Source organism: Burkholderia sp. AU45274 (genome assembly GCF_030482505.1).
In the GTDB taxonomy this organism is placed as follows: domain Bacteria; phylum Pseudomonadota; class Gammaproteobacteria; order Burkholderiales; family Burkholderiaceae; genus Burkholderia.
In genome coordinates, this window is sequence record NZ_JAUJQE010000017.1 from 1 (window position 1) to 14192 (window position 14192).

Sequence of the window (14192 nt, forward strand, 5' to 3'; positions counted from 1 at the left end):
TGGCAAGCTACATCCACTACTACAATCACGACCGCATCAAACTGAAACTAAAAGGGCTGAGTCCCGTGCAATACAGAACTCAGCCCTAGCCGTCATAACCCGTCCAACTTTACGGGGTCAGTTCACATCGTGCGGGGCTTCTTTTTCGCGCAAGCGGCAGCGCGTTCGGCTTACTTCACGCGCATGCCGGGCTTCGCGCCGCTGTGCGGCTCGAGGATGTAGAGGCCCGGCTCGGCCTTCTCGTCGGTGGCCGACGCGGCGAGCACCATCCCTTCGGACAGGCCGAACTTCATCTTGCGCGGCGCGAGGTTCGCGACCATCACGGTCAGCTTGCCGACGAGCTGCTCGGGCTGGTACGCGGACTTGATGCCCGAGAACACGTTGCGGGTCTTTTCCTCGCCGACGTCGAGCGTGAGCTGCAGCAGCTTGTCCGAGCCTTCGACGGCCTGGCACGCGACGATCTTCGCGATGCGCAGGTCGATCTTCGCGAAATCGTCGATCGAGATCGGTGCGTCGTCCGCGCCGTTCACGACAGCCTGCTTCGCGTTCGCCTTCGCGTTGTTCTTCGCATCCTTCGCGGCGTTCGCGCTCGCGGCAGCCGCGCCGGTGGCTTCGGCCTGCAGCGAATCGCGGTTCGCGGCGAGCAGCGCTTCGATCTGCTTCGGGTCGACGCGCGTCATCAGGTGCTGGTACGCCTTGATCGGCTGCTCCGACGACAGCGGCTTCGCGGCATCGGCCCAGGCGAGCGGCGCGATCCCGAAGAACGACTCGACGGCTTCGGCCACGCGCGGCATCACCGGCTTCAGCGCGAGCGACAGCAGGCGGAACGACTCGAGGCTCACGCTGCAGGTTTCGTGCAGCGCGACCGCGTTGGCCGGATCCTTTGCGAGATCCCACGGCTTCGCGCCGTCGACGTACGCGTTCACCTCGTCCGCGAGCTCCATCGTGTGGCGCAGCGCGCGGCCGTACTCGCGTGCTTCGTAGTGCGCGGCGATCTGCGGGATCGCCTCGCGCAGCTTCGCGACGAGCGGATGGTTCATCGCGCTGTCCTGCACGCGGCCGTCGAAGCGCTTGATCAGGAAGCCTGCCGCGCGGCTCGCGATGTTCACGTACTTGCCGACGAGGTCGCTGTTCACGCGCGCCTGGAAGTCGTCGAGGTTCAGGTCGATGTCTTCCATCGTCGCGTTCAGCTTCGCGGCGAAGTAGTAGCGCAGCCATTCGGGGTTCAGGCCCGTGTCGATGTAGCTCTGCGCGGTGATGAACGTGCCGCGCGACTTCGACATCTTCGCGCCGTCGACCGTCAGGAACCCGTGCGCGAACACGTTGGTCGGCGTGCGGTGGCCCGAGAACTCGAGCATCGCGGGCCAGAACAGCGTGTGGAAGTACAGGATGTCCTTGCCGATGAAGTGGTACTGCTCGGTGGTCGAGCCCGGGCGGACCCACGCATCGAAGTCGATGCCGTTGCGCTCGCACAGGTTCTTGAAGCTCGCGTAGTAGCCGACCGGCGCGTCGAGCCACACGTAGAAATACTTGCCGGGCGCGCCCGGGATCTCGAAGCCGAAATACGGCGCGTCACGCGAGATGTCCCAGTCGGCGAGCTTGGCCTCGCCGGCGTCGCCGAGCCATTCGCGCATCTTGTTGGTCGCTTCGGGCTGCGCGAGGCCGCTCACCCATTCGCGCAGGAACGTTTCGCAGCGCGGATCGGACAGGCGGAAGAAGTAGTGCTTCGAGGTCTTGCGCACCGGCGTCGCGCCCGACACGACCGAATACGGGTTCAGCAGTTCGGTCGGCAGGTAGGTCGAGCCGCACACTTCGCAGTTGTCGCCGTACTGGTCCTTCGCGTGGCACTTCGGGCACTCGCCCTTGATGAAGCGATCCGGCAGGAACATTTCCTTGACGGGATCGTATGCCTGCTCGATCTCGCGCTCGGCGATGAAGCCGGCGTCCTGCAGCGCGACGTAGATCTTCTCGCTCAGCACGCGGTTCTCGTCCGAATCGGTCGAGTAGAAGTTGTCGAACGACACGCCGAAGCTGTCGAAGTCGCGCTTGTGTTCGGTCCACACGCGATCGATCAGCTGCTTCGGGGTCAGGCCTTCCTTCTCCGCGCGCAGCATGATCGGCGTGCCGTGCGTGTCGTCGGCGCCGATGTAGTAGACCTCATGGCCATGCATTCGCAGCGTCCGCACCCAGATGTCGGTCTGGATGTACTCGACCAGGTGGCCGATGTGGATCTGCCCGTTGGCATAGGGCAGTGCGGACGTAACGAGGATCTGGCGGCCACCTTGCGGCGCCGCAGCCTGCACGGAAGTGAGGTCGGATGCGGACATAGGGTCTGTAGAGGAACGGCGGAAAAACGACGGGAAACTGCGATTCTAGCAGGGGCGCGCGTCAGCGACGCGGGCAGGCGCCCTCGACCGGGCGCCGAAAGAGGCGGGGCCACGCAAGCGGCGTGCCCGAGGGCGGTGTGCTGCGGCGCAGCACGATTTCTGCGGGCAAAAAAAACCGGGGCGGATACGGCCCCGGAGCAACAACGACAAGAGGAGAATGGTGACGCGCCGGCAACACCAGCCGCGTACCGTAAATACTGACCACGGCCTGCGACAGAAGTTCGAAAATTTTTTCGATTTGTTACCGGGTCCGCCGGAAGCCTTGTCCGGCGGGGCTGCGCGGGCCGCGAGCCCGCGCGTTCCCCTCGTCGTGCGCTTACTGCGCCTGCGCTGCGCGCAGGTAGATTTCGACGCGGCGGTTCTGTGCGCGGCCGGCTTCGGTCGCGTTGTCCGCGATCGGGTTCGATGCGCCCATGCCTTGCGCCGACAGGCGGCCGCCGTTCACGCCGCGCTGCGCCAGTGCGTTCACGACGCTTTGCGCGCGGTTCTGCGACAGCGTCTGGTTCAGCTGCGCCGAGCCCGTGCTGTCCGTGTAGCCGACGATCGAAGCCGTCACTTGCGGGTTCTGGTTCAGCGTCGTCGCCAGGTCGTTCAGCAGCGGCGTGAAGGCCGGCGTGATCGCGTACTGGTTCGTCGCGAACGTCACCGAGCTCGGCACGTTCAGCTTCAGCGAGCCGTCCGGCTGCTCGGTCACTTGCGTGCCCGTCTGCGCTGCCGACGGTGCGAGCTTGTTCTTGATCGCCTGCCAGTTGTAACCCGTCACGCCGCCGACCAGTGCGCCGACGCCAGCGCCGATCGCCGCGCCCTTGCCGCCGCCTGCCAGCGCGCCGATGCCTGCGCCCAGTGCTGCGCCCGTGCCGGTACCGACGGCCGCGTTGTTGCCTTGCTGCGTGGCGCAGCCTGCCAGCAATGCGCCGGCCAATGCAAAGACGGACAAGCGGGTCGCGATTTTCATGTTCATCTTGGATTCCTCTCTTGGTTGAACGAGTCGACAACGACGACAACAACAGTTATGGCTCCCTGCGCGGGCCGCCCGAAAAAGGAGGGCAGGCCCGTGCTCGCGGCAGCCGCCGAGGTGGCTGCATGCCCTGCCCGTCAGCGTGGCTGTTGGGACAGTGCGACGCGTCAGCCTCTACAATATAGGCGGTAAGTGGCCGATTTGGCCCCATAGCATGCCGCACGCGAAGAGTGCGCCGGGTCGCGCGTTCGCGCAATGGCGTGCAACAGATTCTTTCACTTTTCCCGATTTTCGCGCCGAAATTTGATATTTTTTGACGTTTGCGCGCGAGAAAAACGTTTTCACGGAGTTTCGATGAGCATTGACCGGGCACAAGTCGACGCCGCTTTGGCGGCTGTCGTCGACCCCAATACCGGCCGTCCGTATGCGGCGAACAAGGGCGTGCGCAACGTCGCGATCGACGGCGACGTCGTGGCGCTCGACGTGGTGCTCGGTTATCCCGCGCGCAGCCAGCACGACGACGTGCGCGCCCGCGTCACCGCGGCGCTGCAGGCCGTGGCCGGCGTGCGCGACGCGCGCGTCGCGGTCTCGCAGGAAATCGTCGCGCACACGGTGCAGCGCGGCGTGAAATTGCTGCCGAACGTGAAGAACATCGTCGCGGTCGCATCGGGCAAGGGCGGTGTCGGCAAGAGCACGACGGCCGTCAACCTCGCGCTCGCGCTCGCCGCGGAAGGCGCGTCGGTCGGCATCCTCGACGCCGACATCTACGGTCCGTCGCTGCCGACGATGCTCGGCATCCACGGCCAGCGTCCCGAGTCGCCCGACAACCAGTCGATGAACCCGCTCGTCGGCCACGGGCTGCAGGCGAACTCGATCGGCTTCCTGATCGAGGAAGACAACCCGATGGTATGGCGCGGCCCGATGGCGACCTCCGCGCTCGAGCAGCTGCTGCGCCAGACCAACTGGCGCGAGCTCGACTACCTGATCGTCGACATGCCGCCCGGCACGGGCGACATCCAGCTGACGCTCGCGCAGCGCGTGCCCGTCACCGGCGCGGTGATCGTCACGACGCCGCAGGACATCGCGCTGCTCGACGCGAAGAAGGGCCTGAAGATGTTCGAGAAGGTCGGGATTCCGATCCTCGGCATCGTCGAGAACATGAGCATCCACATCTGCTCGAACTGCGGCCACGAGGAGCACGTCTTCGGCGCCGGCGGGGCCGAGCGGATGGCGAAGGAGTACGGCGTCAACGTGCTCGGCAGCCTGCCGCTCGACATCGCGATCCGTGAGCGCGCCGACAGCGGCACGCCGACGGTCGTGGCCGATTCGGAAGGCGCGCTGGCGCATCGCTATCGCGAAATCGCGCGCGGTGTTGCGCTGGCGATTGCCGAGCGATCGCGCGACATGACGTCGAAGTTCCCGTCGATCGTTGTTCAAAATACGTAAAACCCTTGCGGGGCGGGGCCTCACGCTGTTTACGGCGCCGCGAGGCGCGGTATCATGGCGACTTTTCCCGGGTCCCTTTACCCGCCCGGCGCGGCCGTCGTGTCAAACGGCCGTCAGCCGGCATGAGGATCGAATGAAACAACGACATCACGGCGTGTACGCCGGCCGCGCGCGGTGCGCGCTGCTGGCCGCCGCCGCGCTGGGCCTGCTGGCCGGCTGCACCTCCTTTTCCTCGTCGCACGAAAAACGGGCCGACGCACAACTGCAGCCGACGGTTGGCTCGCAGGCGCGCGGCGCGGTGACGTTCGTCGAGCGTCCGGACGGCGTGCAGGTCACCTACAACCTGGCCGGCTTGCCGCCGAACAGCGATCACGCCTTGCAGGTACACGAACGCGGCGACTGCAACGCGGGCGACGGCTCGAGCGCCGGCCAGGTGTTCGCGCCGGCGGCCGACCGGCTGCGCGCGGGTGCCCGCGTCGCCGGCGATCTCGGCAACATCCACGCGGACGCGAACGGCGTCGCGGCCGGCTTCATCGTCGCGCCCGATCTGGCCCTCGATGGTGTGCGCTCGGCGATGAACCGCGCGGCGCTGGTGCACCGCGAACCGAGCGATCCCGCGTTTCCGCAGCATGGCGCGGGGCCCGCGCTCGCTTGCGGCGTGATCCGGTGACGGCCGCTGCGTGCGCAGGCCGATGATCGCGTAAAATGTGCGCCTTTCCCGGCCGCTGCCTCGCGCGAGCGGCCCTCCCTGACTGTCACGCAGCGTTTCCAGGCGCCCTGATATGAAACGACCCCAACGCTCACTTCGTTCGCTGTCCCCCGAGGGGACGGCCAGCCTCCTTGGGACGGCCCGGCGGAGGCTGGCATGAGCATCAAGTCCGACAAATGGATTCGGCGCATGGCCGAAGAGCACAAGATGATCGAGCCGTTCGTGCCCGATCAGGTTCGCGCGTCCGAGGACGGCCGCCGGATCGTCAGCTACGGCACGTCGAGCTACGGCTACGACATCCGCTGCGCGGACGAATTCAAGATCTTCACGAACATCAACTCGACGATCGTCGACCCGAAGAACTTCGACGAGGGTTCGTTTGTCGATTTCAAGGGCGACGTGTGCATCATCCCGCCGAACTCGTTCGCGCTGGCCCGCACCGTCGAATATTTCCGCATCCCGCGCACGGTGCTGACGGTCTGCCTCGGCAAGTCGACCTATGCGCGCTGCGGGATCATCGTCAACGTGACGCCGTTCGAACCCGAGTGGGAAGGCTACGTCACGCTGGAATTCTCGAACACCACGCCGCTGCCCGCGAAGATCTACGCGAACGAAGGCGTCGCCCAGGTGCTCTTCTTCGAGAGCGACGAAGTGTGCGACGTGTCGTACGCGGATCGCGGCGGCAAGTATCAGGGGCAGCGTGGTGTCACGCTGCCGAAAACCTGATCTGGTTGCATAACGTCTCACCAGTTTCCGGGTGACCGCTGCGCGTGACGCGCCGCGGTCGTTCTTTTTGGAGAATCGCCCATGAAGTTTCGTTTCCCCGTCGTCATCATCGACGAAGATTTCCGCTCCGAGAACATCTCGGGCTCCGGCATCCGGGCGTTGGCCGAAGCGATCGAGAAGGAGGGCGTCGAAGTCCTCGGTCTCACGAGCTACGGTGATCTGACGTCGTTCGCGCAGCAGTCGAGCCGCGCGTCGTGCTTCATCCTGTCGATCGACGACGACGAACTCATGCTCGGCGAAACCGGTTCGGACGGCGAGCTGCCCGAGCTCGCGACCGCGATCATCGAGCTGCGCGCGTTCGTCACCGAAGTGCGCCGCCGCAACGCGGACATCCCGATCTTCCTGTACGGCGAGACGCGCACGTCGCGCCACCTGCCGAACGACATCCTGCGCGAACTGCACGGCTTCATCCACATGTTCGAGGACACGCCGGAGTTCGTCGCCCGCCACATCATCCGCGAGGCGAAGGTCTATCTCGACTCGCTCGCGCCGCCGTTCTTCAAGGAGCTCGTGAAGTACGCGGACGAAGGCTCGTACTCGTGGCACTGCCCGGGCCACTCGGGCGGCGTCGCGTTCCTGAAGAACCCGCTCGGCCAGATGTTCCACCAGTTCTTCGGCGAGAACATGCTGCGCGCGGACGTCTGCAACGCGGTGGACGAACTCGGCCAGCTGCTCGACCACACGGGCCCCGTCGCGGCGTCCGAGCGCAACGCGGCGCGCATCTTCAGCGCGGACCACCTGTTCTTCGTGACCAACGGCACGTCGACGTCGAACAAGATCGTCTGGCACGCGACGGTCGCCCCGGGCGACATCGTGCTGGTCGACCGCAACTGCCACAAGTCGATCCTGCACGCGATCACGATGACGGGCGCGATCCCCGTGTTCCTCACGCCGACGCGCAACCACTTCGGCATCATCGGGCCGATCCCGCGCGACGAATTCAAGCCGGAGAACATCCGCAAGAAGATCGAGGCGAACCCGTTCGCGCGCGAAGCGATGCGCGAGAACCCGGACATGAAGCCGCGCATCCTGACGATCACGCAGAGCACGTACGACGGCGTCGTCTACAACGTCGAGATGATCAAGGACCTGCTCGGCGACCTGCTCGACACGCTGCACTTCGACGAAGCGTGGCTGCCGCACGCAACCTTCCACGATTTCTACCGCGACATGCACGCGATCGGCGACGGCCGTCCGCGCACCGGCGCGCTCGTGTTCGCGACGCACTCGACGCACAAGCTGCTCGCGGGCATCTCGCAGGCCTCGCAGATCGTCGTGCAGGATTCGGAGAACCGCACGTTCGACAAGCATCGCTTCAACGAGGCGTACCTGATGCACACGTCGACGAGCCCGCAGTACGCGATCATCGCGTCGTGCGACGTCGCGGCCGCGATGATGGAGCCGCCGGGCGGCACCGCGCTCGTCGAGGAATCGATCGCCGAGGCGATCGACTTCCGCCGCGCGATGCGCAAGGTCGACGCCGAATACGGCGACGACTGGTTCTTCAGCGTGTGGGGCCCGGACAACCTGTCCGAGGAAGGCATCGGTTCGCGCGAGGACTGGATGCTGAAGCCGAACGACCACTGGCACGGCTTCGGCCCGCTGGCGGAAGGCTTCAACATGCTCGACCCGATCAAGGCGACGATCATCACGCCGGGGCTCGACGTCGACGGCGAGTTCGGCGAGACCGGCATTCCGGCCGCGATCGTCACGAAGTACCTGGCCGAGCACGGGATCATCGTCGAGAAGACCGGCCTGTACTCGTTCTTCATCATGTTCACGATCGGCATCACGAAGGGCCGCTGGAACTCGATGGTGACCGAGCTGCAGCAGTTCAAGGACGACTACGACAACAACCAGCCGCTGTGGCGCGTGCTGCCGGAATTCGTCGCGCAGCATCCGCGCTACGAGCGTGTCGGCCTGCGCGACCTGTGCACGCAGATCCACGACGTGTACCGCGCGAACGACATCGCCCGCCTGACGACGGAGATGTACCTGTCGGACATGGAGCCGGCGATGAAGCCGTCGGACGCGTTCGCAAAGCTCGCGCACCGCAAGATCGACCGCGTGCCGCTCGACGAGCTCGAAGGCCGCGTGACGAGCATCCTGCTCACGCCGTACCCGCCGGGCATTCCGCTGCTGATCCCGGGCGAGCGCTTCAACAAGACGATCGTGAACTACCTGCGGTTCGCGCGCGACTTCAACGAGCGCTTCCCGGGCTTCCACACCGACATCCACGGCCTCGTCGCGGAAGAGGTGAACGGCCGGGTCGAGTACTTCGTCGACTGCGTGCGCGACTGATGGCGACGCACGGACGAATCCAGGCGATGCGTGCGGCGCTGGCCGCGCTCGTCGTCTGGGCGGCAGGGTCGGCAGGGCTGGCGGGAGTCGGGGTCGCGCACGCGGAAGTCGCGGCGGCCGACCCGATCGACGTCGCGATGCGGCAGTGTCTCGCGCGGCGCGACCGGTCGTCACCGGCCGGCCAGATCCAGTGCATGGGCGAGGCGCAGCAGCAGTGGCAGGCCGTGATGGACGGCGCGTACCAGCGCCTGTTGAAGGATGCGCCGGCCGACGCGAAGCGCGGCTGGCAGGACAGCCAGCGCCATTGGCTCACGTGGCGCAAGGACGAAGTGCATCTGCTGAAGGCCGTGTACGACACCACGCGCGGGACGTCGTACGCGATGTCGAGTGCCGACCTGCAGCTGCAGCCGGTGCGCGATCGCGCACTGGCGCTGCGCGCTGCGGCCGATCGCTATGCGCCGCCGCCTGCCGCCGTGCCGGTCGCGGCCACGAGCGGCGCGCAGGGCAGCGTGGGTGATGTCCCGAGCGCGGCCAAACCGAACGCCAAACCGAACGGCAAGCCGGCGAACGCGCCGCGCGATCCAGCCGTGCGCCGCGTGCGGCCGTGCGAACAGGACGCCGCGTGCGAGCACGCGCTGTTCGACCTGAACCGCTATTACCAGAAGCTGCGCCGCAAGATGCCCGCGCATTCGGCCGCGACGCTCGTGCGCGCGCAGCGCGCGTGGGTCGGGTTCCGCGATGCGACGGCACCGCTCGTCGGCGAGGACGGCCGCGTCGACCTGATCGGCGCGCGCATCGCGACGATGAAGCGGCTGTCGGAGACGGCCGGCAACAAGTAAGCGCAATGGCGACGCCGGTGATCCGGCGAGACGGCAAAAAGCAAAACGGGCACCCGGAAAGGTGCCCGTTTTTCATTTGGCGGCCGTGATTCAGGCGGGCCGTTGCGTATCGAGCCCGCCGAACCACGACGGCACGAGCGCGACCGCATCGTCGAGCGACGCGAGCACGTGCAGGCTCAGCGCGACGATTTCGGGCGTCGGCGCCTTCAGGTCGGGCACGGTGATGACCGATGCACCCGCGCCGGCGGCCGATTGCGCGCCGAAGTCGCTGTCCTCGAACGCGACGCAGGCGTGGGCCGGCACGCCGAGGCGTTCGGCCGCGAGCCGGTAGACGGCCGGGTCGGGCTTGCCGCGCGCGACTTCGTCGCCGCCCGCGATCGCGCGGAAGAACGGCAGCACGCCGACCGCGTCGAGCCGCGCACGGATGACCTCGCGCGCGGACGACGACGCGACCGCACACGGAATGCCGGCTTGCGCGAGCGCGTCGAGCAGCGCCAGCGCGCCCGGCTTCAGCGGAAACTTCGGATGCGGTTCGGGCGCCGCAAGCTGCTCGCGCACGCGGATGCGCACCGCGTCGAACGTATCGGGGTTGCCGATCAGCCGTGCCAGGATGACCTGGCCTTCGGCGAACGAGCGGCCGACGATCTGCAGGTAGTCGGTGGTGGTCAGCGTGACGCCGTGCGCATTCGACACGTCGATCCACGTGTTCATGATGGTCCGCTCGGAATCGACGAGCAGGCCGTCCATGTCGAAGAGCGCGGCGGAAAAGGTCATCGGCGGCATTCGGGAAGCAGGGAAGGCGATGGGCGGCGCGACGGCCGCCCGAATGAAAAACGGACGCCGAGGGCGTCCGTCCGGAACAGCAGGCTTACTGGCCGAGCGCGGCGCGCGCCGCCTTCACCGCCGCACGCACCTGGTCGGGCGCGGTGCCGCCCGGGTGGTTGCGGCTCGCGACCGAGCCCTCGAGCGTCAGGTAGCCGAACACGTCTTCGCCGATCAGGTGCGCGACGTTCGGCAGTTCCTGCTTCATCTCGTCGAGCGTCAGGTCGGCCAGGTCGATGCCTCGGTCGTCGCAGATCTTCACGGCGTGCGCGACGGCTTCGTGCGCGTCGCGGAACGGCAGGCCGCGCTTCACGAGGTAGTCGGCGAGGTCGGTGGCGGTCGAGAAGCCCTGCAGCGCGGCCGCGCGCATCGCGTCCGGCTTCACGGTGATGCCGGCCACCATCTCGGCGAAGATCCGCAGCGTGTCGGCGACGGTGTCGACCGTGTCGAACAGCGGTTCCTTGTCTTCCTGGTTGTCCTTGTTGTACGCGAGCGGCTGGCCCTTCATCAGCGTCAGCAGCGCCATCAGGTGGCCGTTCACGCGGCCCGTCTTGCCGCGCGCGAGCTCGGGCACGTCCGGGTTCTTCTTCTGCGGCATGATCGAGCTGCCGGTGCAGAAGCGGTCGGCGATGTCGATGAAGCCGACGCGCGGGCTCATCCACAGCACGAGTTCTTCGGAGAAGCGCGACACGTGCGTCATCACGAGCGCGGAAGCCGCCGTGAATTCGATCGCGAAGTCGCGATCCGACACCGCGTCGAGCGAGTTCGTGCAGATGCCGTCGAAGCCGAGCGTCTTCGCCACCGCGTGACGATCGATCGGGTAGCTCGTACCGGCGAGCGCGGCCGCGCCGAGCGGCAGGCGGTTCACGCGGGTGCGGCAGTCGCGCATGCGCTCCGCGTCGCGCGAGAACATCTCGACGTATGCGAGCAGGTGGTGGCCGAACGTGACGGGCTGGGCAACCTGCAGGTGCGTGAAGCCCGGCATGATCGTGTCGGCGTTCTGTTCCGCGAGGTCGAGCAGCGCGCCGCGCAGGTCGTTCAGCAGGCCGCCGATGCGGTCGATCTCGCCGCGCAGCCACAGGCGGATGTCGGTCGCGACCTGGTCGTTACGCGAGCGGCCCGTGTGCAGGCGCTTGCCGGCGTCGCCGATCAGCGCGGTCAGGCGCGCCTCGATGTTCAGGTGGACGTCTTCCAGATCGAGCTGCCATTCGAATTCGCCGCGCTCGATTTCACCCTTGATCTGCGTCATCCCGCGTTCGATCGCGGCCAGGTCGTCGGCGCTGATGATCTTCTGCGCGGCGAGCATGTTCGCGTGCGCGAGCGAGCCGGCGATGTCGACGAGCGCGAGGCGCTTGTCGAAAAATACCGACGACGTGTAGCGCTTGACCAGCTCGGACATCGGTTCCGAGAAGCGGGCCGACCAGGCCTCGCCCTTTTTGTGCAGTTGGGACGTCATGGCGATTCTTCGAAGGGAGATTGAGCGGCGTGCGCCGCCGAGGAATCCGGGGATTTTAGCATTCGCGGCCGGGTGTCCGGCACAAGCCCGCCGCGGGCGGGAGCGGCGCGGGCGCTAGCGCGGCGAGCAGGTCAGCGGGCCGATCCGCGGCAGCGTGCCGTCGTCCGGCCGCCGGTACGCGAAGGCAACCGCGCAATCGTGGCCGTTGCCGGAGATTTCCAGGCGGTTATGGTCGACGAGGCCGTCGACGAACGTGAGGCCGTCGTAGCCGACGATCGTGCGCTGGCCGTTCTCGACATCGCGGACTTCGAGCCCCGGTGGCAGCGGCGTACCGTCGGGCGCGTGCAGGATGATCGACGCCGCGCTGTAGCGCGACACGGCGAAATGCGCGAGCACGCCCGAGCGCGCCTGCGGCACGACGTCGAGTGTCGTGTCGGCGATGCGCGCATCGGCCGGTAGCGTCGCGCCGTCGATCGCGACGCGATTGTTCTGGTACGCGTTCAGATCGGGCACCAGCAGGTAGCCGGCGCGGTTGGTCTCGCCGATCAGCCGGTTCTGGTGCAGGACGGGGACGCGCCCCGTATCGGTCGAGACGAGCGCAAAGCTGTCGTCGATGCGGCGCGCCGTCATCAGCCGGCCGTCCATCAGCACGAGCGCGCCCGTGACGTCGACCGACGCGTTGCCGCGCCCGCCGAACGACTGCGCAAGCAGCGTGACCTCGCCGGCGCGGCCGAGATACCGCACTTGACCCTGCCCATAGCGCAGCGCGGCGCTGGTGCCCGCCTGCACGTTCCAGCCGAAGCCGCCGCCGTAGTCGGGCGGGCGCGACGCGTTCACCGCGTAGGTCGATTCGCCGTTCTGCCGGCCTGCGCTGGCCGAGACCGACGTGTTGCCGCCGAGGCCGATGCTCACGCTGGCGAAGAAGCCGCGCGTGTCGCGCTGCCGGAAATCCTGGAACGCACTGACGGTCAGCGAGGTCAGCATGCCGAGATTGACGAGGTACGCGATCGAACCGATGCGCGATGCATCGATGCCCGGGTACTTGAGGCCGAGATAGCTGAACGACAGCGTCTGCGCGCGCAGGAACGGAAACGATACCGTGACGCGGTCCGTGGCGCTCGACACCGGGATGCCCTCGCGCGCACCGAGGTCGCCGTAGCCGCCGAATGCGCGTAGCGTCTGCGCATCGATCGAGACACGCGGCGTCACGTACTGGTAGCCGAGGCCCACCTGCGCGCCGGCGCCGCGCTGCGCGCTGACGGCCAGCGACGCGTTCGCGACGCCGCCGTTGCCGATGCGCGCGAGGACGCCCGCGCCGGCGTTGTAGACGCCGGTCGTCGCTTCCGCGTGTGCCTCGACGGTCAGCCGCTCGCTGATGCCGTAGCGCAGCGACCCGCTCGCCGCCGGCGTGCGGGCGTAGTCGAACGAGGTGATGCCGTACGCGCGTCGCAGGAAACCCGCCTCGACCGAATAGCTCGCGAGGCCCGGCGCGAGCAGGCGCGTATCGATGTACAGCGGAATCGACGTCGACACCGAGCGGCCCAGCGCGTCGCGCGTGACCACGGTGGCGTTGCCCGAGCCGGTGATGCCCGGCACGCTGTTGATCACGAACGGCCCGCCCGGCACTTCGCCGCTGAACTGGCGCACGTTGTTCACGTACAGGTCGACCGACGTCGGCACGACCGCGCTGCCGGACAGCGCCGGCACCGGGAACGTCACGAGATCGGGGCGCAGGCCGAAGTTGCTGCGCCATTGCACGCCACCGATGCGCAGCGAGCGCGTCCACGACAGCGACGACGAGATCGTGTCGCCGAACTGCGTGGTCGTGAGCGTCGCCGGGCTCGAGCGCGTCCACGACGTGTCGTAGCGCAGGTAGCGCTGGCGGTCGTCGTACAGGTACGCGATGCCGGTGCTGCTGAAGACGCCGGCCGGGTCGAAATAGCGTGCCTCGCTCCAGATGGCGAGCGGCGAATGGGCGAGGGTCTGCGCGTAGGCATCGTAGTTCAGCACGACGCCGCGGCCGGCCGTGGCGGGCGGCGCGGCGGTGAGCGCGCGCGTGTCGAACGTGTGCGGAATGCGCAGCGCGTCGGGCACGCGCAGGTCGAGCGTCTGGCGGCTCATGTCCACGTCGTAGCGCAGCCCCGGGAGCGTGTCGAGCGCGACGAGCGTATTCGAAGGCTCGTGCGTGCGCTCGCCCGTCGCGACGCCGAGATCGTTCAGGTCGGCGGAGGCCGCGTAGAGTCGGCCGTCGATCTGCTGGACGCGGGCGATCCGGTGGGTCGGCTCGCCGTTGAGCGACACGTCGAGAAACAGCACGCCGGGCTCCGGGGCAGCCGCGGGGGCGGGCCGCGCGGGCGCCGGCTCCGCGCGTGCCGCGGCGGCATGCAGCGCCAGCGCGATCGCGAGGGCGGCCGCGAGCCGGGTGTGTCGCGCGGGGGCGTGGGCCCGGTGGGCATGGCGCGTCGTCGGCACGGGCAGCGTGGCGGGT

Annotated in this window: 11 protein-coding genes; 6 read left to right on the forward strand and 5 right to left on the reverse strand. The window is 67.6% G+C overall.

Annotated elements, in window-relative coordinates; genetic code table 11:
• On the forward strand, positions 1 to 89 hold an 89-nt coding region (locus QZM35_RS34795; protein ID WP_301777645.1), incomplete at its 5' end, for an IS3 family transposase.
• 81 nt (positions 90 to 170) lie between these two features.
• Here QZM35_RS34795 and metG read toward each other — a convergent pair.
• Together metG and QZM35_RS34805 are read right to left on the reverse strand one after the other, a co-directional pair.
• Positions 171 to 2327 carry a methionine--tRNA ligase gene (gene metG, locus QZM35_RS34800; RefSeq protein ID WP_089426096.1) on the reverse strand — a complete coding sequence of 719 codons (2157 nt, stop codon included), beginning with the start codon at positions 2325 to 2327 and terminating at the stop codon, positions 171 to 173.
• 376 nt (positions 2328 to 2703) lie between these two features.
• Positions 2704 to 3348 (reverse strand): OmpA family protein, encoded by a 645-nt coding sequence (locus QZM35_RS34805; RefSeq protein ID WP_043189806.1) that lies wholly within the window; start codon positions 3346 to 3348, stop codon positions 2704 to 2706.
• Positions 3349 to 3699: 351 nt separating this feature from the next.
• On the opposite strand from QZM35_RS34805, the gene apbC reads away from it, so the two are divergent.
• From apbC to QZM35_RS34830, 5 genes are all read left to right on the forward strand, one after another.
• Positions 3700 to 4791 carry an iron-sulfur cluster carrier protein ApbC gene (gene apbC / locus QZM35_RS34810; RefSeq protein ID WP_089431569.1) on the forward strand — a complete coding sequence of 364 codons (1092 nt, stop codon included), beginning with the start codon at positions 3700 to 3702 and terminating at the stop codon, positions 4789 to 4791.
• Positions 4792 to 4924: 133 nt separating this feature from the next.
• A complete protein-coding gene (gene sodC / locus QZM35_RS34815) occupies positions 4925 to 5461 on the forward strand; it encodes a superoxide dismutase [Cu-Zn] (RefSeq protein ID WP_089426094.1) in 537 nt (178 codons plus the stop codon).
• A 195-nt stretch (positions 5462 to 5656) separates the two neighbouring features.
• Positions 5657 to 6226, forward strand: a complete 570-nt coding sequence (dcd, locus tag QZM35_RS34820) for a dCTP deaminase (protein ID WP_006398615.1) — start codon at positions 5657 to 5659, stop codon at positions 6224 to 6226.
• Between the two features lie 81 nt (positions 6227 to 6307).
• Positions 6308 to 8587 carry an arginine/lysine/ornithine decarboxylase gene (locus QZM35_RS34825; RefSeq protein ID WP_069248599.1) on the forward strand — a complete coding sequence of 760 codons (2280 nt, stop codon included), beginning with the start codon at positions 6308 to 6310 and terminating at the stop codon, positions 8585 to 8587.
• The gene (locus QZM35_RS34830) at positions 8587 to 9426 is read left to right on the forward strand and encodes a lysozyme inhibitor LprI family protein (protein ID WP_301777620.1); all 840 of its coding nucleotides are present in this window, start codon (positions 8587 to 8589) and stop codon (positions 9424 to 9426) included. The genes QZM35_RS34825 and QZM35_RS34830 overlap by 1 nt, the downstream gene beginning before the upstream one ends.
• A 90-nt stretch (positions 9427 to 9516) precedes the next feature.
• Here the strand turns inward: QZM35_RS34830 and QZM35_RS34835 are convergent, their stop codons facing one another.
• From QZM35_RS34835 to QZM35_RS34845, 3 genes are all read right to left on the reverse strand, one after another.
• The gene (locus QZM35_RS34835) at positions 9517 to 10200 is read right to left on the reverse strand and encodes an HAD family phosphatase (protein WP_301777621.1); all 684 of its coding nucleotides are present in this window, start codon (positions 10198 to 10200) and stop codon (positions 9517 to 9519) included.
• Positions 10201 to 10294: 94 nt separating this feature from the next.
• The gene (gene argH / locus QZM35_RS34840) at positions 10295 to 11704 is read right to left on the reverse strand and encodes an argininosuccinate lyase (protein ID WP_175951020.1); all 1410 of its coding nucleotides are present in this window, start codon (positions 11702 to 11704) and stop codon (positions 10295 to 10297) included.
• Between the two features lie 114 nt (positions 11705 to 11818).
• Positions 11819 to 14182 carry a fimbria/pilus outer membrane usher protein gene (locus tag QZM35_RS34845; RefSeq protein WP_179255284.1) on the reverse strand — a complete coding sequence of 788 codons (2364 nt, stop codon included), beginning with the start codon at positions 14180 to 14182 and terminating at the stop codon, positions 11819 to 11821.
• Positions 14183 to 14192 lie beyond the last annotated feature (10 nt).

What these genes read in the sequence shown, in the direction of transcription:
- metG (WP_089426096.1), bottom strand. Translation starts at nt 2,327, where the DNA reads ATGTCCGCATCCGACCTCACTTCCGTGCAGGCTGCGGCGCCGCAAGGT.
- QZM35_RS34835 (WP_301777621.1), bottom strand. Translation starts at nt 10,200, where the DNA reads ATGACCTTTTCCGCCGCGCTCTTCGACATGGACGGCCTGCTCGTCGAT.
- apbC (WP_089431569.1), top strand. Translation starts at nt 3,700, where the DNA reads ATGAGCATTGACCGGGCACAAGTCGACGCCGCTTTGGCGGCTGTCGTC.
- QZM35_RS34805 (WP_043189806.1), bottom strand. Translation starts at nt 3,348, where the DNA reads ATGAACATGAAAATCGCGACCCGCTTGTCCGTCTTTGCATTGGCCGGC.
- argH (WP_175951020.1), bottom strand. Translation starts at nt 11,704, where the DNA reads ATGACGTCCCAACTGCACAAAAAGGGCGAGGCCTGGTCGGCCCGCTTC.
- dcd (WP_006398615.1), top strand. Translation starts at nt 5,657, where the DNA reads ATGAGCATCAAGTCCGACAAATGGATTCGGCGCATGGCCGAAGAGCAC.
- QZM35_RS34825 (WP_069248599.1), top strand. Translation starts at nt 6,308, where the DNA reads ATGAAGTTTCGTTTCCCCGTCGTCATCATCGACGAAGATTTCCGCTCC.
- sodC (WP_089426094.1), top strand. Translation starts at nt 4,925, where the DNA reads ATGAAACAACGACATCACGGCGTGTACGCCGGCCGCGCGCGGTGCGCG.
- QZM35_RS34830 (WP_301777620.1), top strand. Translation starts at nt 8,587, where the DNA reads ATGGCGACGCACGGACGAATCCAGGCGATGCGTGCGGCGCTGGCCGCG.